This window comes from Staphylococcus sp. HMSC069E10, assembly GCF_001809205.1.
Taxonomy (GTDB): Bacteria; Bacillota; Bacilli; order Staphylococcales; family Staphylococcaceae; genus Staphylococcus; species Staphylococcus hominis.
Genome location: NZ_KV796466.1, coordinates 64,491 through 82,504, shown reverse-complemented (window position 1 = coordinate 82,504; position 18,014 = coordinate 64,491). Strand labels below are relative to the sequence as shown.

The 18,014-nt window shown below is 32.2% G+C and carries 16 protein-coding genes; 10 read left to right on the top strand and 6 right to left on the bottom strand.

Annotated elements, in window-relative coordinates; all coding sequences use genetic code 11:
* Positions 1 to 122 precede the first annotated feature (122 nt).
* The 4 genes from xylB (at position 123) to sdaAA (ending at position 5,177) form a co-directional block, all read left to right on the top strand.
* Positions 123 to 1,604 (top strand): xylulokinase, encoded by a 1,482-nt coding sequence (gene xylB, locus HMPREF2561_RS00385; protein WP_049419626.1) that lies wholly within the window; start codon positions 123 to 125, stop codon positions 1,602 to 1,604.
* Positions 1,605 to 2,528: 924 nt separating this feature from the next.
* Positions 2,529 to 3,572, top strand: a complete 1,044-nt coding sequence (locus HMPREF2561_RS00375; protein ID WP_017175056.1) for a PTS sugar transporter subunit IIC — start codon at positions 2,529 to 2,531, stop codon at positions 3,570 to 3,572.
* A 2-nt stretch (positions 3,573 to 3,574) separates the two neighbouring features.
* On the top strand, positions 3,575 to 4,261 hold the full coding sequence (locus HMPREF2561_RS00370; RefSeq protein ID WP_017175055.1) for a serine dehydratase beta chain: 687 nt from the start codon (positions 3,575 to 3,577) through the stop codon (positions 4,259 to 4,261).
* A gap of 13 nt (positions 4,262 to 4,274) precedes the next feature.
* On the top strand, positions 4,275 to 5,177 hold the full coding sequence (gene sdaAA, locus HMPREF2561_RS00365) for an L-serine ammonia-lyase, iron-sulfur-dependent, subunit alpha (RefSeq protein ID WP_019835129.1): 903 nt from the start codon (positions 4,275 to 4,277) through the stop codon (positions 5,175 to 5,177).
* Between the two features lie 397 nt (positions 5,178 to 5,574).
* Here sdaAA and HMPREF2561_RS00355 read toward each other — a convergent pair whose 3' ends face one another.
* Positions 5,575 to 6,072 (bottom strand): GNAT family N-acetyltransferase, encoded by a 498-nt coding sequence (locus HMPREF2561_RS00355; protein ID WP_017175052.1) that lies wholly within the window; start codon positions 6,070 to 6,072, stop codon positions 5,575 to 5,577.
* A gap of 148 nt (positions 6,073 to 6,220) precedes the next feature.
* On the opposite strand from HMPREF2561_RS00355, the gene srtA reads away from it, so the two are divergent.
* Together srtA and HMPREF2561_RS00345 are read left to right on the top strand one after the other, a co-directional pair.
* Positions 6,221 to 6,826: a class A sortase SrtA gene (gene srtA / locus HMPREF2561_RS00350; RefSeq protein WP_017175051.1), complete on the top strand. Its 606-nt coding sequence runs from the start codon at positions 6,221 to 6,223 to the stop codon at positions 6,824 to 6,826.
* A gap of 177 nt (positions 6,827 to 7,003) precedes the next feature.
* The gene (locus HMPREF2561_RS00345; protein ID WP_049419625.1) at positions 7,004 to 7,813 is read left to right on the top strand and encodes a Cof-type HAD-IIB family hydrolase; all 810 of its coding nucleotides are present in this window, start codon (positions 7,004 to 7,006) and stop codon (positions 7,811 to 7,813) included.
* Positions 7,814 to 7,902: 89 nt separating this feature from the next.
* On the opposite strand, the gene HMPREF2561_RS00340 is transcribed toward HMPREF2561_RS00345, so the two are convergent.
* Entirely contained in the window at positions 7,903 to 8,895 is a 993-nt protein-coding gene (locus HMPREF2561_RS00340) for a D-lactate dehydrogenase (RefSeq protein ID WP_017175049.1), read from the bottom strand.
* 317 nt (positions 8,896 to 9,212) lie between these two features.
* Between HMPREF2561_RS00340 and HMPREF2561_RS00335 the strand changes: the two genes are divergently transcribed.
* From HMPREF2561_RS00335 to HMPREF2561_RS00325, 3 genes are all read left to right on the top strand, one after another.
* Positions 9,213 to 9,881, top strand: coding sequence for an NAD(P)H-dependent oxidoreductase (locus HMPREF2561_RS00335; RefSeq protein ID WP_079335305.1), 669 nt, complete (start codon positions 9,213 to 9,215; stop codon positions 9,879 to 9,881).
* A gap of 130 nt (positions 9,882 to 10,011) precedes the next feature.
* Positions 10,012 to 11,505 carry an aldehyde dehydrogenase family protein gene (locus HMPREF2561_RS00330; protein ID WP_017175047.1) on the top strand — a complete coding sequence of 498 codons (1,494 nt, stop codon included), beginning with the start codon at positions 10,012 to 10,014 and terminating at the stop codon, positions 11,503 to 11,505.
* A 331-nt stretch (positions 11,506 to 11,836) separates the two neighbouring features.
* The gene (locus HMPREF2561_RS00325; RefSeq protein WP_070468225.1) at positions 11,837 to 12,745 is read left to right on the top strand and encodes a phosphate/phosphite/phosphonate ABC transporter substrate-binding protein; all 909 of its coding nucleotides are present in this window, start codon (positions 11,837 to 11,839) and stop codon (positions 12,743 to 12,745) included.
* Between the two features lie 31 nt (positions 12,746 to 12,776).
* Here HMPREF2561_RS00325 and HMPREF2561_RS00320 read toward each other — a convergent pair whose 3' ends face one another.
* Both HMPREF2561_RS00320 and HMPREF2561_RS00315 read right to left on the bottom strand, forming a co-directional pair.
* Positions 12,777 to 13,583 (bottom strand): VOC family protein, encoded by an 807-nt coding sequence (locus tag HMPREF2561_RS00320; RefSeq protein ID WP_019834962.1) that lies wholly within the window; start codon positions 13,581 to 13,583, stop codon positions 12,777 to 12,779.
* A gap of 128 nt (positions 13,584 to 13,711) precedes the next feature.
* Positions 13,712 to 13,993: a GNAT family N-acetyltransferase gene (locus HMPREF2561_RS00315; RefSeq protein ID WP_002448625.1), complete on the bottom strand. Its 282-nt coding sequence runs from the start codon at positions 13,991 to 13,993 to the stop codon at positions 13,712 to 13,714.
* Between the two features lie 181 nt (positions 13,994 to 14,174).
* On the opposite strand from HMPREF2561_RS00315, the gene HMPREF2561_RS00310 reads away from it, so the two are divergent.
* Positions 14,175 to 15,131 (top strand): metal ABC transporter solute-binding protein, Zn/Mn family, encoded by a 957-nt coding sequence (locus HMPREF2561_RS00310; RefSeq protein ID WP_048679925.1) that lies wholly within the window; start codon positions 14,175 to 14,177, stop codon positions 15,129 to 15,131.
* 59 nt (positions 15,132 to 15,190) lie between these two features.
* On the opposite strand, the gene aldA is transcribed toward HMPREF2561_RS00310, so the two are convergent.
* Both aldA and HMPREF2561_RS00300 read right to left on the bottom strand, forming a co-directional pair.
* On the bottom strand, positions 15,191 to 16,615 hold the full coding sequence (aldA, locus tag HMPREF2561_RS00305; RefSeq protein WP_019834966.1) for an aldehyde dehydrogenase: 1,425 nt from the start codon (positions 16,613 to 16,615) through the stop codon (positions 15,191 to 15,193).
* A gap of 75 nt (positions 16,616 to 16,690) precedes the next feature.
* Positions 16,691 to 17,776, bottom strand: a complete 1,086-nt coding sequence (locus HMPREF2561_RS00300) for a YkvI family membrane protein (protein WP_070468223.1) — start codon at positions 17,774 to 17,776, stop codon at positions 16,691 to 16,693.
* Positions 17,777 to 18,014: the final 238 nt, after the last annotated feature.

The window sequence follows — 18,014 nt, the reverse complement described above, 5'->3', positions numbered from 1 at the left end:
TATTTAAAACGCTATCATAAATACATAGATAGCTAAATTTAATTTATATAAAATAGAAAATATAAAAATAATAAATTGTCATTAATATAATTATATGAATAGTGATATAAAGGGTGAGTCGTATGAAAGAAGCAGTATTAGGTATTGATCTTGGAACTAGCGCAGTTAAAATTATTGCGGTAAATCAATCAGGCCATGTGATTACTTCAACAAGTGTGCCTTTAAATTTAATACAATCCCAACCTGGATATAGTGAACAAGATCCAGAGGAATGGTTTAATGCAGTTAAAACAGGCATATATCGGTTAAATCATTCTGATGAAATGAAATCGTATAAAGTGAAGGGACTCTCATTCTCAGGGCAAATGCATGGGCTAGTAGCCTTAGATAAAGAAGGTCACCCTGTACGACATGCTATCCTTTGGAATGATACACGTAATTCAGAACAATGTAAGCAAATTAGATCGGTTTATGGAGAGCGATTAAATGGAAATCCGATTCTTGAGGGTTTTACACTTCCTAAGATGATGTGGGTAAGTACACATGAACCTGAACTATGGAAGAAAGTAGATGTGTTCGTTCTTCCTAAAGATTATGTACGTTATCGTTTAACAGGTAAGATTCACATGGAATATTCTGACGCTGCAAGTACGCTCCTTCTTAGCCCAGAAACGCATGATTGGTCAAAAGAAGTTGGAGATACATTTGATATAGGAGATGTTTATCCCTCACTTGTGAAATCCACAGACGAAGTTGGAACTATTCAAGAACCCTTAGCGAGTGAACTGGGTTTTACATCTTCGGTAAAAGTATTTGCTGGAGGTGGAGATAATGCCTGTGGTGCCATTGGTGCAGGTATAATCAATGATAATGATACATTATGTAGTATTGGTACTTCTGGTGTAATCGTAAACGTAGAAAAAAGTAATCAAACGTATTATAAAAATAATATACATTTTTTTGATCATAGTGTTCCAAATACATATTATGCAATGGGAGTAACGCTGGCTGCAGGATATAGTCTTAATTGGTTAAAGAGAACATTTTTTGAGAACGATACGTTTGATGAAATTGTTAAACAAGCGAGTACCTCTTCAATAGGTGCAAATCGTTTATTATTTGCGCCTTACCTAGCTGGTGAGCGTACACCACATGGCGATGCATTTATTCGAGGGAGTTTCATTGGTATTAGCGGTAACCATTCTAAATCAGACTTTGCACGAGCGGTACTAGAAGGTATTACCTTTTCTTTATATGATTCAATTCAATTGATGCGAGAAGCGGGAAAAGAAATTACACATATTACTTCAATTGGTGGAGGAGCAAAAAGTGAATTTTGGCTTCAAATGCAAGCTGATATTTTTAATGCATCTATACGTAAATTGAAGCATGAAGAAGGACCAAGTATGGGGGCAGCAATGATTGCGGCGTATGGGTTACAATGGTTTGATTCTTTTGATGACTGTGTAGCGCAATTTATAGACGTTGAACATATATATGAACCAAATTTGCAACGACGTCAACAATATGAATCTTATTACAATATTTATAAACAAATCTATCAACATACACATCAACTTACAGAAGCATTATTAAAGGTTTAAAGTGTTTAGCACATGATTATTTAGAAAGAAACTCGAAGAATCAGATGATAAAGTAGGGACAGATATCGTTTTTATGTCCCTACTTTTTAATAGTAAATTCCCATTAACATTCCTTATTATAATTAAAATAATATATTTTTTAATAAATATATTGACAAAAACCTAATATAGATATTAAATAATATATATAAATTCCTCATTCCAAATAACATTATCTGTTAAGTATGGAAAGGAGTGATAGTTATGAACAATACTCATTTCATTGATCAACTATCACACGTAAATATGATTGAGACGCTTTATTTAAATTCCAATGATTTAAAACCCTCTATGAATCTTTTCCTAAATTTATTATTTAAACGATTATTACTAGAATACTATGTATACATTCGTACAATTTATAATAAGTATGCATGTTTAGAAACGCCATTTCTATCCTTTCAACTTTTTTTCAATAATTTTCATGAGTTATTTTATATCATGTATACACTCATCGATACGCAAAATATAACAACTTATTCTAACGTTTTAGAATAGTAAAACGATATAGTTAAGTATGTTTGTGTGTATAAGAGATCCACCCCATTAAGAAATAGAGTGAGTAAGAAAACAATAAATAATTGATAAAATTCAATCAAGTGGTGAACATTCATATTACTAAAAGATGTATTATAACTGAGTGTATTTATAAACATCTTTTTCAGTAGAAGTGAGTATATTTCTCATTTCTACTGTTTTTTTATGAACAAAATTAATATTTTGTGTCTAATTTTTTTACATGAAAATTAAATTCGTTAAAATACTTAAAATGTGAATTATTTCACAAATAAATTTTCAATTTATTATATTAGGTGTTGAAAACGTTTTCCAAGGGGTGTACTATGACATTGGCTAGGAAATTAGAGAGAAAGAGGTTATCGGGAAATGAATATTATTTTAGGCGTTGGGACTCTTGTATTAGTATTAATTGTAATGACACTTTTCTTAAACTTTGCACCATATGGGAAACAAGGATTACAAGCACTGTCGGGAGCAGCGTGTGCAACTTTCTTGCCACAGGCATTCTTAAGTTATGCGATAGGTGGCGTTTTCCATATTCACTTCTTCCAAGTGATTGGAGATTTAGCAGGGAGTTTAGCTGGCGTTGCAGTAGGAATTTTGACATGTGTTAATTTAGGTATTTCACCAGTATTTGCAGTTATCGTTGGTTTAGTATTACATGATTTTAAATTATTACCAGCATTTATTGCAGCGTATATTATTTCATTTGGTATTAAATTTATTGAGAAAAAAGTACCAGAAGGTTTAGACTTAATTGCAGTTATTTTAATTGCTCCAGCTGTTGCATTTGGCTTAGCAACAGTCATTAGCCCAGGAGTAATGGCTGTATTGCAACAAATTGGTGGTGCAATTACTGCTGTAGGAGATAGTCATCCATACGCTTTAGCAGTGATACTTGGATTAGTCATTCCAGTTACAGGTATGACACCATTAAGTTCAATGGTACTGACAAGCTTATTAGGTTTAACAGGTGTACCAATGGCAATCGGTGCATTAACTTGTACAGGCGCTTCATTTGTTAACTACGTGATGTTTAGTAGATTAAACATTGGTGGTCCATCTAAAGCATTTGCAGTTTTTGTTGAACCGCTCACTCAAATTGATTTAATTGCTAAATATCCATTACAATTATATGGAACAAATGCCTTGATTGGTGTAGTAAATGCATGTATTGTAACATTTAGTGGACTAGTAATAAATGTAAAAGGTATGGCTACACCAATTGCTGGTGCAATTGTATTGTTTGGCTTTAATACACCTATGAAAGCAGTAATTACAATCATTGCTGTAGCAATTTCAAGTATCATTTTGGCGTTCGTGATCAGTACATTGATTAAAAAATTCAATCTCATGGATTTATCTATCAAATTACCATCTAAACAAAAACAACCTAAGGAGAGTGTTTAAGAATGGCTACTAAAAAAAGTTATGACTATCAAAGTGCGTTTGATATTATTGGACCAGTCATGATGGGACCTTCAAGTTCTCATACAGCTGGAGCAGTAAAAATAGGGAATGCTGCTTTTAATGTACTCGGAGGCATTAAACCAGAAACATTAGCAATTCATTATTATGAATCATTCGCAAAAACACACCAAGGGCATGGTACAGATTTAGCAATTGTAGGTGGTGCAATGGGTTATAGTACGTTCGATAATCGAATTAAAGATTCATTAACTATTGCTAACGATTTAGGTATTCATGTTGACATTATTGAAGAAGATGGAGAAAGTATTGGAGAACATCCAAATTGTGCTTATTTAATTGCTGAAGCAAATGGACGTCATATTGAAGTGATTGGTAATTCTATAGGTGGCGGTACCATTAAATTGAGAAGAATTAGTGTTGAAGGTATAGATGTTAACTTTAATCATGGCTTACCCATTTTAGTCATGGATGGATCTAAAAATAAGTCGGAAGTGAATCATTTCTTAAATGAAGTAAACGAACTTGGCGTAAGTATAGACGAAGAATTGGTTGAAACAGATGATGATAATAGTTTAGTTGTTTTACCGTTAACAAAAGCAATCAAAGAATCAACATTAAATCAAATCAAAGAAAAATATAATCACTTAAATATATCCTATATAAAATAAAGGAGGATTAAAAATGTTCGATTCAATTAGAGAAACTATAGATTATGCTGTTGAAAACAATATGTCATTCGCGGATATTATGATTCAAGAAGAAATGGAATTATCAGGTCAATCACGTGATGAAGTTAGAGATTTAATGAAAGAAAATTTACAAGTCATGCGTGATGCTGTAGTTAAAGGGACTACAGGAGATGGGGTAGAAAGTGTCACAGGTTATACGGGACATGATGCAGCTAAAATCCGTGATTACAACGAGAATTATCATGCTTTATCAGGCCATGAAATGATGGAAGCAGTTAAAGGCGCTGTAGCAACAAATGAAGTCAATGCAGCAATGGGGATTATTTGTGCAACACCGACAGCTGGTTCCTCCGGTACGATTCCGGGCGTATTATTTAAATTAGAAAAAACACATGGTTTAACAGAAGATCAAATGATTGATTTTCTATTTGTTGCATCATTATTTGGACGTGTGGTTGCAAATAATGCGAGTGTTGCTGGAGCAACGGGAGGTTGTCAAGCAGAGGTAGGTTCAGCATCAGCTATGGCAGCAGCAGCTGCAGTATCTGTCTTTGGTGGTGAACCAGAAGCTTCAGGTCATGCGATGGCATTAGCTATTAGTAACTTATTAGGCCTTGTGTGTGACCCAGTGGCTGGACTTGTTGAAATTCCATGCGTCATGCGTAATGCCATTGGTTCAGGAAATGCATTAATTTCAGCTGATTTAGCTTTAGCTGGTGTGAAAAGTAGAATTCCAGTCGATGAAGTCATCGAAGCGATGGACAAAGTAGGGCGAAACTTACCTGCACAACTTAGAGAAACTGGACTAGGTGGTTTAGCAGGTACACCAACAGGAGAAGCCATTAAACAAAAAATCTTTGGTAATGCAGAAGACCCAGTCAATAGTTTTTCATAACATTTAAAATCCTAAACCATTCTTGAATGACAACATATTCAAGAGTGGTTTTTTTACGCCTTAAATTATCAGAAAATTTCAAAAAAGTAATTGCAATATTTCACTTTTGGATATAAAATAACTCAAAAGGGGATGATGATATGCTTAGATTATATCTCTTATTTTTAGCCTTCATCATTAATACAACGTTAACGCGTGTATGGACGATCGAAGGAACTTGGGAGAATCTTTTACTTCAATCAATGTCCATGAGTATAATGTTTGTATTTCTTTTTTACTATGTGTGTTTTATGCTTGAAAATAGAAAACATGAAAAAATAGATAGCCTTAGAGATGAAGAATAAACAAAAAAGTCGAGACAGTTATGTGAATAACAAGATCTCGATTTTTTTATGAGTTATTTATCCGTATTTAAATCATATTGATAGAAAGCTAAATCAAGCCAACGTTCAAATTTATAGCCTACGTTTTCAATCGTACCAGCATGTTTAAAATTGAATTTTTCATGAAGTTTAATACTTGCTTCATTTGATGCATCTATGCCTGCAACTATAGTGCGATACTGGCGGTGTTTAGCATCATCAATTAAATGCTCGAGTAAATGTGATGCCACGCCTCTTCCACGATAGTCTTTATTTACATATATAGAATGCTCAATAGAATATAAATAGGCAGGCCAATTTCTAAATTGACCATACGTGGCAAACCCAGCAACTTTATTATCTATTTCAAATATAAATATAGGTTCGTTTGCAAGCACTTTTGTTTCGAACCATGCTTCTCGTTCAGCAAGACTTTGTGGATTATAAGTATATACAGCAGTTGTATTCAGTATGGCATCATTATAAATATTTAATATATCAGGTAAATCTTTACGTTCTGCTTTTCTAATCATGATAAGCACCTACTTATAGTATTTATTGTTAATTTAAGCACTTGCATGAAGTTAAATCAAATATATGTCATATAATCTAACATTTTATTTAGAAAAATAAATGATATACTATGAATTAAGAATTTTAAAATTAAAGGAGTACTACTTAGTGAAAAATTGGACAAATCGACTCATGACCATTATTGGTGTGATTTTGATATTAGTAGCAGTATATTTATTTGCGAAACCATATATTGATAATTACTTACATGAAAAAGATAATGACGATAAAATAGAACAATATGATAAAAATGATAAAAGCAATACATCAAAAGAAAAACCTACGATTCCAAAAGATAAATCGAAAATGGCAGGGTATATCAGTGTACCCGATGCGGAAATCAAAGAACCTGTTTATCCTGGTCCTGCGACACCTGAACAACTTAATAGAGGTGTAAGTTTTGCAGAAGATGACGAATCACTTGATGATCAAAATATTTCTATTGCAGGACATACATTTACTGATCGTCCACATTACCAATTTACAAATTTAAAAGCAGCAAAAAAAGGCAGCAAAGTTTATTTTAAAGTTGGAGATGAAACTCGAGAATATAAAATGACAAGCATTCGAGATGTAGATCCTGAAGATGTTCAAGTATTGGACGAACATAAAGGGGAAACTAATCAACTGACATTAATAACGTGTGATAATTATAATCAACAAACAGGCGTTTGGGAAAAAAGAAAAATTTTCGTAGCTAAACAAATTAAATAAATATTTTAGTTGACCGTTCATCTTCTCATTGATGAGCGGTTTTTATGCATAAAATTTTATTCTTTGTATGTAATTTCTAAATGTGAATATAGTTTCACTCTTCAAGTACTGACTTCAATCCCAATCATAAGGTGGATATAATGGACGATGAAAAGTATTGTAAGGGGGAAACCACTCATGATTAGAGCCATTGCAGTAGATATGGATGGGACATTTTTAGATACAAATAAAGAATATGACAAAGCGCGCTTTGAGATAATTTATCACGAATTAAAACGAAGACATATTGAATTTATTGCAGCCAGTGGTAATCAATATGCTAAGTTAAAGTCTATTTTTGGAGAGCGAGACATGTACTTCATTTCTGAGAATGGTGCAGTGATTTATCATGGTAATCAATTGTATAATTACCGTAGTTTTGATCAAACCATATATGAAAAAGTAGTGAATTATATTCATCTTGATCAACATATCGACGAATTCATTGTATGTGGACTTAAAAGTGCATATATTTTAAAAGATACGTCAGAAGCCTTTAAAAAAGATGCCCATTTTTATTATCGTCAATTAGAAGAAATAGATACATTTCAACCTTTACCTAATGATGAATATGTGAAGATTGCATTAAATATTAATCGTGAGACACATCCCACTTTGGATACAGATTTAGAAACAAAGTTTAAAGAAGAAATTAAACTGGTTTCAAGTGGCCATGATAGTATTGATATTATTATGCCTAATATGACAAAAGGCCAAGCGTTAAAACGTTTGTTAAAAAAATGGGAAATGTCACCATCTGAATTAATGGCATTCGGTGATGCTAACAATGATAAAGATATGCTAGAATTTGCAGAGCATAGTTATGTTATGGCAAATAGCCATGATCAATCATTATTTGATATTGCAAAATTTATAGCGCCAAGTAATGATGAACAAGGGGTACTTCAAATTATAGAAGAAAAAGTATTAAAGAGTGAGACAGAATAATTCGTCGTCTCATTCAGTAGTCGACTACTAACACATAAAAAAGGCCTAGGACATCATAAGTTGTCCCAGGCCTTTTTATATATTAAATCTTAGTTTAATTGAGTGTCACATTTACCTGTGTTAATGACAGATAATGCAGCATTTAATCCACCTTCAACTAAGTTTCTAACTGCTTCATCTGAGAAGAAAGCAATATGAGGTGTCACTAAGATGTTTTCATTTTCAATTAATTCAAGTAAAGTTTTATCTTCAATTTCTTTACCTGTCCAGTCATATGTGAAGTAATCAGCTTCATTTTCATATGTGTCAATGGCAGCACCGTATAAAGTACCATCATTTACAGCATTAATTAAAGCTGGTGTATCAATAACAGCACCACGAGCGGCATTTACTAATACAGCGCCTTTTTTCACTTTGCTAAACATGTCAGCATTGAATAAGTGGAAGCTTTCTTTGTTAGCAGGTACATGTAAAGAAATGATATCAGCATCGGCAATGGCTTCTTCAACTGAATCTTTATATTCTAAGAAATCTAATGAGTTGTTTGGATATGCATCATAGCCTACTACTTTTGCGCCAAAACCAGCATAAATTTTACCAGTTGCAGCACCAATACGGCCTGTACCGATAATTGCAACAGTCATGTTTTTAACAGGTGTAGACATGATAGGTGCAGCCCATTTGAAATTATGTTCTTGAACGCGTTTTTCAATTGCAGGGAATTTACGTACTAATTGTAAAGCGATTGATACTGAGTATTCAGCAATTGTTTCAGGTGAATAACTTGGTACGTTAGAAATTACAATATTGTGTTTTTTTGCAAGATCTAAATCATACATATCAAAACCAGCAGTACGTTGAGCGATTTGTTTAATACCGTATTTTTCAAGTTTAGGATAAACAGAATCTGATAATTTACCGAATTGCATTGTAGTTACGCCATCGAAACCTTCTAATTGATCTACTGTGTCTTCGCTTAAAATTTCTTCAGAAGTAACAACTTCTACATTGTGTTCTTTACCCCAATTTAAAGCGTCTTTTTTTTCGTAATCACGAGTTCCGAAAAACATAATTTTTGTCATTAAAATAACCCCATTTCATTTTGTATAAAAAAGTTAAAATTTAATAAATACGTAAGACTAAAGTTAAAGTAAGAGATTTGGTACAAAATCATTAAATATTATCTCTAACAAAACTTACAACCCTATTATATTGTGAATTAGTTCACAAATCAATTAAAAAGGATTTTTTATTTTGTATAATGTGAAATTATATACATAAAATATCATTTAAAATGAAATATTACAACTTAGAATTAGACAAATCATTTTGAGCTAATTATTTTGGCTAAAATAGTTTGTATTTTATAATTTGAGTAAGATTTTTAATAGAGGAGTGGATGACTATCAATCAGATTCAAAATACCATTATAGATGCGTTTAAATTTAGATTTGCTACTAAGGAATTCGATACAACAAAAAAGATAAGTGATTCTGAATTTAATACAATTCTTGAAGCAGGACGATTATCTCCTAGTTCGTTAGGCCTTGAGCCTTGGAGATTTCTTGTGATTCAAAACGAAACGCTGCGTGAGAAATTAATACCTTATAGTTCTGGTGCACAAAAGCAACTTAAATCTGCCAGTCATTTTGTACTAATTTTAGCTCGTAAGAATGTAACACAGACGTCTGATTATGTACAGTCATTTATTAGAGGGATTAAGCAGTATGAAGAGAGCACCATTCCAATGTTTGAAGATAAAGTACAGGGATTCCAAACACGTTTTCATATTAATGACAACGCTAGAACCATTTTGGATTGGGCGTCTAAACAAACCTACATTGCATTAGGTAATATGATGACAGCAGCTGCATTAATGAATATTGATTCCTGTCCAATGGAAGGTTTCGATTTAGATGGCGTAACTGAGTTATTAGAACATGAAGGAATCATTGATAGTAATCAGTTTGCACCTTCAGTTATGGTAGCTTTTGGTTACAGAAAAGAGAACCCTACAAAACCTAAAACACGTCAACCACAAGAAGATGTAATTGAATGGTTAAATTAAGCATAGTTTTGTAAAAAAAGGGTAAATAATAAATATACAAAACGTATCAATGATGAAGTGAATTTAACATTACTTTATAGAGAGTTACGTTATGATTTATTTATAAACAAAGAAAGAGGGATGAAAACGTATGGCAAAAGTAAATGTTAGAGATTTTTTAGATGAACAATATGATTTATTTATAAATGGCGAATTCCAACCAAGTGAAAGCGGAGAAACACTTACGGTAACTAACCCAGCAAATGGTGAAGAATTAGCTAAAGTTGCTAAAGCAAATGAAAAAGATGTTGATAAAGCAGTGCAATCAGCACATGATGCATTTGATAGCTGGAGTAAAATTTCTAAAGCAGAACGTGCAGATTATTTATTAGAAATTAGTCGTCGTATTGAAGAAAATAAGGAACATCTAGCAACAGTTGAATCACTTCAAAATGGTAAACCTTATCGTGAAACTTCAACGATCGATATTCCTCAAGTAGCTGAACAATTTAAATATTTTGCAGGAGTATTAACGACTGATGAAGGTTCGGTTAATCAAATAGATCATAACACTATGAGTTTAGTTGTAAATGAACCTGTGGGAGTAGTAGGTGCAGTAGTAGCATGGAACTTCCCAATCTTACTTGCATCTTGGAAATTAGGTCCAGCATTAGCAGCAGGTAATACAGTGGTGATTCAACCATCATCTTCTACACCATTAAGCTTAATTGAATTAGCTAAAATTCTTCAAGATGTGTTACCTAAAGGTGTAGTCAACGTCATTACTGGTAAAGGTTCAGAATCAGGTGATGCGATTTTCAAACATGAAGGTGTAAATAAATTATCATTCACTGGTTCAACTGATGTAGGCTATGGTGTTGCTAAAGCAGGTGCTGAACGTATTGTGCCGACTACATTAGAACTTGGCGGTAAAAGTGCTAATATTATCTTTGATGATGCAAATTTAGATCAAGTCATTGAAGGCGTTCAATTAGGTATTCTATTCAACCAAGGTGAGGTATGTAGTGCCGGTTCACGCTTATTAGTACAATCATCTTTATATGATAAATTATTACCAAAATTAAAAGAAGCGTTCGAAAATATTAAAGTAGGTGACCCATTCGCTGAAGATACAAAAATGGGTGCACAGACTGGCCCAGAACAAATTGAAAAAATTGAAAGTTATATTAAATTAGCAGAAGAAGATGACAAAGCAAATATTTTAACGGGTGGACATCGTATTACTGATAATGGTTTAGATAAAGGCTACTTCTTCGAACCAACAATCATTGAACTTTCAGATAATAGTCATAAATTAGCACAAGAAGAGATTTTTGGACCTGTTGTTGTAGTCGAAAAATTCGAAGATGAAGAAGAAGCAATTAACATTGCTAATGATTCAGAATATGGTTTAGCTGGTGGTGTCTTCACTACAAACTTACTTCGTGCATTAAATGTTGCAAAAGCAATTCGTACTGGACGTATTTGGGTTAATACGTATAATCAAATTCCAGCTGGTGCGCCATTTGGTGGTTATAAAAAATCTGGTATCGGCCGTGAAGTTTATAAAGATGCAATTAAAAACTATCAACAAGTTAAAAACATCTTTATTGATACAAGTAATGAAACAAAAGGCTTATACTAATTAAAATATAATTAAATAGTTTAATAAATGTTTTGAAATGTCGACAAAGGTGTATACTTTGTCGGCATTTTTTTGTGAAGTATGATTAAGAAATAGAAAAGTATGACGGATTTTATTTTGAAGTTGTATAGTCTTTTAAATAATCTCAATCCCACTTATATGAAGATGTTCTGATGAAAATCTAAAGATTAAGATCTTCAAACTGAAATCAAAATTTAATATAAATTGTATTTTCAATTTAAGTATTGGTGGTTAATATATTATAAATACGTCTTTATATTTTAAGTTTGATGAAGTTTAAATACATTATATATTTTGAAAAGAGAAAATGATGAAACGTTTAAAATTTTTAGTTATTTATTTAATTATTACAATTATAGTAAGCGGTTGTTCAAACATTGACAATGTAAAGCCTCCTAAAGAAACATATACACCTAAGTCATTAACTGTTGAGTTTGTCCCATCTCAAAATGCTCAAATTCTTAACGCTAAAGTAAAACCTTTGCAACAATTATTATCTGATGAGCTAGAGGTTCCTGTAAAAGTACATATAGCCACAAATTATAATACAATGGTAGAAGGGTTGAAATCGAAAAAAATCGATATTGCTTTTATTTCTCCTGTTTCTTACACATTAGCTCATGATGCTCATGCAGCAGATGTATTGTTAAAGTCAAAAGGTTACCTAGTAGATAATAAAGGGAATCAAACACATCACCTTGTAGATTACTATCGATCTCAAATTGTGGTTCGTAAAGATAGTAATATTAATCATTTAAAAGATTTGAAAGATAAGAAGATAGCATTGCAAGATGTGGAATCAACGTCAGGATATATTTATCCTTTAGCAACATTAATGGAAAAAGGAATAAAAAAGTCTGATATTCAAATTCAACAAGTGAAAGGTCATGATCAGGGATTAATTGCATTATTAAATCATGATGTAGAAGCTGTTGCTACATATCAAGATGCTCGGGCAGATTTAAAAAAAGATGATCACGATATTTATCAAGAAACTAAAGTGATTTATCGTACAAAGAAAATTCCTAATGATACCATTTCAGTACGTAATGACATGAGTAACAAATGGAAAAATAAAATTAGTCAAGCATTCATTAATATAAGTCATACAAAAAAAGGTAAACAGATTATTAGTGATATTTATGGTCATCAAGGTTATGAAAAAGCAAAAGATAGTGACTTTGATACTGTAAGAAAATATCGAGATATTGTAGATTAAAAAAGGTTGGATGATTGTCATCCAACCTTTTTTAATCAGGAACCACACTCACATCTCCATGAATAGTCATACTAAAACCTTCAGGTGATGTTAAATTTGTTTCTTTAGCGTGAGGTTGATAGATATCAATATGTGTTAATCCATAAGTGTTTTTATTGTCTGGATTCACTTGATTAGATTGCCATGTATTCACAGCAATGTGATGATGATAGTGTTGTGTAGAAATAAATAAACTTTGAGGGAGATTTGAAATATGTTCAAAACCAAGTTGATCAATATAGAATTGACGAGCCTCTACCAAATTATGTGTTTTTAAATGGAGATGTCCTAGTTTTCCATCTGATGGAAAACCTTGCCAACCATTTTCAGTACGATGTGAAATTAAATCTTGTGCATCAACTTCAAGAGTATCCATTTTAATAAAGCCATTCTCCCATTCCCAACCACTAGAAGGGCGATCTTGATAGACTTCAATACCATTACCTTCTGGATCATTGAAATATAGTGCTTCACTTACTAAATGGTCACCGCCACCAACAGGCTGATTTAAACTACTCATATGATATAGGAAGTTAGCTAAATCTTGTCGTGAAGGTAATAAATAAGCGATATGAAAAAGGCCAGCTTCTCTAAATTCAGGATGACGTCCATGATCTAAAAGATGAAGCGTTAACGTGTGACCATGTTCTCCAACATTAAAAATAGTTTGTGTGCCAGTTTTCTTTTTAATAGAAAAACCGAGTACTTCAGAATAAAAGTGATTCATTTTGTTTAAATCTTTAACATTTAAAGTGACGTTCGTCACTTGCATTGCTTCTTTTGAATGAAATGTAGTCATGTATCATAGCCTCTCTTTTTTTATACTAAGTATATTAAATATACTAGAATAGTTACTAAGAGACAAGATAAATAACTTGATTAAAAAATCCTCTAGAGAATCATTCTCTAGAGGATGATATTTTACTTTTATCCTAAATAAACATCTTGGTAACTATCATTTTTTTCTAATACATCTTTTGCAAATGGACAAGAAGCGATAATTTTTAAATTATTTTGACGAGCATGTTCTACAACTGCGTCAACTAATTTAGTTCCTAAACCTTGACCACCTAATTCATCAGATACACCAGTGTGATCAATTTCAATTTCATTGTTATCGACTTGTTTGTAAGTGATTTCTGCTTTAGGATTATTTTCGTCTTCACCTACATAAAATTTATTGTTACCTTGTTTAATTTCTTCAGCCATATTACTTCACTCCTTATATAATGTCTTAGTATTATTTATCACATTTCCGCTAAATTAAAACATTACATAAATAAAATTTAGAATATAAAAATTATAAAAAATTTAAATACAAAGTTATTGCTTTTTTATAAAAGAACAGATATAGTTGAGAACGAAATTATTACGTTTTGGAGGGGTTTGTGTGAAGAAGATGATCGCAATCATCAGTTTAATGTGTTTGTGCCTCATATTATCTGCTTGTAGTACAAATCGCGATATCACTCACAAACATAAAAAAGTAACAACTGAGAATAAATTGAAAATTTATACTACGGTTTTTGCGTTTGAAAGCTTTACAAAACAAATTGGTGGTAAATATGTGGATGTAGATACGATTTATCCCCCGGGTGCTGATATGCATACATATGAACCTAGTCAACGCGATATGATTAATATTGCAAAGAGTGATTTATTTGTTTATTCAAGTGATCATCTTGATCCAGTAGCGGCTAAAATTACAAAATCAATGAATAATAATGATATGAAATTGGCGGTTGCAAATAGTTTAAATAAACAAATCCTTGTGAATGAAGACGATGATCAAGATGAACATGGACATCATCATGAAGCAACATCATATGATCCTCATGTTTGGCTTGATCCAGTACTAGATCAACAATTCGCAAAGAAAATTAAAGATGATTTAGTTCACAAAGATCCTACACATCGTATATATTATGAGCATAACTATAAACAATTAGTTGAAGATTTAAAACAAATTGACCATACATTATCTAATATAACGACGCGTCCTAAACGAGATAAAGTAATTATTTCTCATGATTCATTAGGATATTTAGCGCGACGTTATCACTTCGAACAAGAAGGGGTTAGTGGTATGAATAATAAAGAGCCAAGTCAGAAAGACATCTTAGCGCTCATTAATCAAATAAAAGACACACATGAACCGTATATTTTATATGAACAAAATATTTCTTCAAAAATAACCGATGTGATTCGTCAAGAGACACAAACACAACCTGTAAATTTTAATAATTTAGCAGTATTGTCTCAATCTCAATCAGAAGACCAAACACTCACGTTTCAATCTATTATGAAAAAAAATATTCAAGCCCTTGATAAAGCATTAAATAAATAAAAAGAGAGCAAAAAAGAATGTAACGCCATTCTTTCTTGCTCTCTTTTTTTATTTTTAATTTACCATCTAATATAACTTACAGTTGTATTGTAATATTCTTCAAAACCATGAATACCATCTGCACCACCAAGGCCAGATTCTCTCCAACCTGCGTGATAACCATTGACTGCTTCTTCTGCCTCACAATTCGCATACACTTCTCCAAATTTTAAACGTTCAGTAGCTGTCATAATTTCTTTTAAGTTTTCAGAGAAAATATAAGATGATAGACCAGCGTTAGTATCATTTGCCATATCAATAACGTCATCAAAGTTTGTATACGTAGTTATAGCAAGAACAGGACCAAAAATTTCTTCTTTAAAAGCACTATCAGTCGTTTTTACATGATCTAAAATAGTAGGAGCGTAGAAGAATCCTTCACGGTCTAATTTATGACCACCTAACACTAAATCTGCTCCATTTTTTACTGCTTCTTGAACTTTATCATCAATACTATCTAATTGTTTTTGATTAATGATTGCACCATAGTCAGTGTTTTCATCATATGGATCTCCAACTTGAAGCGCATCCATTTTATCTTTCACTTTGTTAATAAAGTCATCATGTACATCTTCATGAACAAAGATACGTTCTGGACATGTACATACTTGACCAGCGTTATTAATACGTGCAGTAACGATATAATCAACAGCTTTATCTAAGTCAGCGTGTTGTGTGACAAGAACAGGCGCATTTCCACCTAGTTCTAAGTTAAGTTTTTTAATGCTGTCAGCTGCGTTTTTGAATACAGCTTTACCTGCTCCCATACTACCTGTTAATGAAACAAGTTGAATATCTTTATGAGTTGCCAATTGTGTTCCAACTGTTTCGCCAGTACCTGGAACGATTTGAATAAGACCAGCTGGAATAGTTGAATCACGGAAAAGTTCAGCGATTTTTAATGTTAATAATGTTGTTTCTTCACTTGGTTTGATAACGACAGAACAACCCGTTACAATAGCTGGAATCACTTTACGCATAAGCACTAAAATTGGAGCATTCCAAGGTACAATACCAGCCGTCACACCGATAGGTTTTTTTGTCAGTTGAATGGTTTCGTTTACTATACTATTTTGTAATACTTCACCTTTGTTACTCATACTTAAACTTGCCATATAATCAATGAATTCTATTGATTTATCAATTTCACCTTTAGCTTGTACTATTGTTTTACCTTGTTCTTTAACGTATAAATGAGCAATGTCATCTTTATGTTGTTCAAGTAAAGGAATTAATAATTTTACATGCTCAGCACGTGTAGGAGCTGGTACTTTTTCCCATTCAAGTTGAGCGTGTTTAGATTTTTCAATTGCGTCGTTTACCTCTTCTTCAGTAGCGAATGTAATCGTATCGATTGTTTCTCCCGTAGCAGGGTTAATCACGTCCATTGTTTCGTTTGACTTACTTTCTACAAATTCATTATTAATAAATAGTTGATTCGTCATTAACGACACCTCCATACCTATTATTCCCGTAAAGTATTAAATTTAATCTATAAAAAAAGAAGATTCAAAAGGAGATTAATGTTCTCCCTTTGAACCTTCTTTTTTTGAATATTTAAAATGTCTAACCCCTTTATATAAAATAGGAATGAGTAGAATAAAGCCAAATAACCCCATAATTGGAAATACTTTGCCAATGAGTGAAATAAAGCCGATAAATGTACAAATGAACGTCACGATTGTCATGACGATAATAAGTACAAAATATTGTTTTGAAAACGGTGTTGTGAAACGAGAGGCGAATGCGTACATTAAGCCTACAATAGTATTATAAATCACTAGAATCATAATAATAGACATGATAGTTCCCAAAATAGGTGAGATATGTCGTGCCAGTAATAAGGTTGGAAGCGCTACGGATTTAATATCATTAAATTTTGTCATTAAGCCTAAATTAATCATTAAAAGTAAAAATGTAATAATGACGCCACCAATTAATCCGCCCCAAATAGAAGCACGTTGGTCATGTAAACGTCCCCCCATGACACTTAGAAAACTGAAGGCAGCAGCAATTTGTAAACTGGCATAATTGATGCCATCAAACCACCATCCAAGTGAAATAGATGATTTATGCTGTGCATATTGATTTGCACTTTCAAAGTCAAGATGGCCAGTTGCAAGATAATATATCGCAATAATTGTGACGACGATAACTAAGAAAGGTGTAACGATACCTAATACTGCAATTAAACGATCAAATTTTAAAAATAATGTAACTAAAATCAGACCGACGAGAATAAGTGAACTAAGCCAATAAGGTAAATGAAAACTTTCTTGAATTGTAGATGCCCCGCCCGCGCTCATAATAATAGCGAGTGAAAACAAAAATAATGTTAGGACAATATCAAATACTCGAGCAATCATAGGGTGCAAATAATAATGAATGGATTCTGAATGATTATGTGATTTTATGTTGTAACCAGTATTTAAGACGAACATACCGCCAAGTGTGATGATTAATCCTGTAATAATAATCCCTAATACACTGAATTGACCGTTACTTGTGAAAAATTGGAATATTTCTTGACCCGTAGCAAAACCAGCACCAACGACAACACCTACAAAGGCAAATGCTACGATCATCGATTCTTTTAAAACTTTCATTTTTAAAAATCCTTTCTAAATCAAACACATGAGAATATATTAATCTATTTTAAAGGACATTTTGTTAAAAATAAATATTAAAGTTTACTTGTAATGAACATTGTATTTCTCAAAAATACATTCGAAAGAATTTGTATAAATTTTAAGTTATATGGGGTATATAATAGTTTATAGTTCTCATATAAATGTTATTAAAAAATGTAATAAATATACTATACAGTATTCAGTAAAGTTTGAT

Coding starts and splice junctions, on each gene's coding strand:
- HMPREF2561_RS00345 (WP_049419625.1), top strand. CDS start 7,004: ATGATTAGAGCCATTGCAGTAGATATGGATGGGACATTTTTAGATACA.
- HMPREF2561_RS00335 (WP_079335305.1), top strand. CDS start 9,213: ATGACTATCAATCAGATTCAAAATACCATTATAGATGCGTTTAAATTT.
- xylB (WP_049419626.1), top strand. CDS start 123: ATGAAAGAAGCAGTATTAGGTATTGATCTTGGAACTAGCGCAGTTAAA.
- aldA (WP_019834966.1), bottom strand. CDS start 16,615: ATGACGAATCAACTATTTATTAATAATGAATTTGTAGAAAGTAAGTCA.
- HMPREF2561_RS00300 (WP_070468223.1), bottom strand. CDS start 17,776: ATGAAAGTTTTAAAAGAATCGATGATCGTAGCATTTGCCTTTGTAGGT.
- HMPREF2561_RS00370 (WP_017175055.1), top strand. CDS start 3,575: ATGGCTACTAAAAAAAGTTATGACTATCAAAGTGCGTTTGATATTATT.
- HMPREF2561_RS00340 (WP_017175049.1), bottom strand. CDS start 8,895: ATGACAAAAATTATGTTTTTCGGAACTCGTGATTACGAAAAAAAAGAC.
- HMPREF2561_RS00375 (WP_017175056.1), top strand. CDS start 2,529: ATGAATATTATTTTAGGCGTTGGGACTCTTGTATTAGTATTAATTGTA.
- HMPREF2561_RS00315 (WP_002448625.1), bottom strand. CDS start 13,993: ATGGCTGAAGAAATTAAACAAGGTAACAATAAATTTTATGTAGGTGAA.
- sdaAA (WP_019835129.1), top strand. CDS start 4,275: ATGTTCGATTCAATTAGAGAAACTATAGATTATGCTGTTGAAAACAAT.
- HMPREF2561_RS00330 (WP_017175047.1), top strand. CDS start 10,012: ATGGCAAAAGTAAATGTTAGAGATTTTTTAGATGAACAATATGATTTA.
- HMPREF2561_RS00355 (WP_017175052.1), bottom strand. CDS start 6,072: ATGATTAGAAAAGCAGAACGTAAAGATTTACCTGATATATTAAATATT.
- HMPREF2561_RS00320 (WP_019834962.1), bottom strand. CDS start 13,583: ATGACTACATTTCATTCAAAAGAAGCAATGCAAGTGACGAACGTCACT.
- HMPREF2561_RS00325 (WP_070468225.1), top strand. CDS start 11,837: ATGAAACGTTTAAAATTTTTAGTTATTTATTTAATTATTACAATTATA.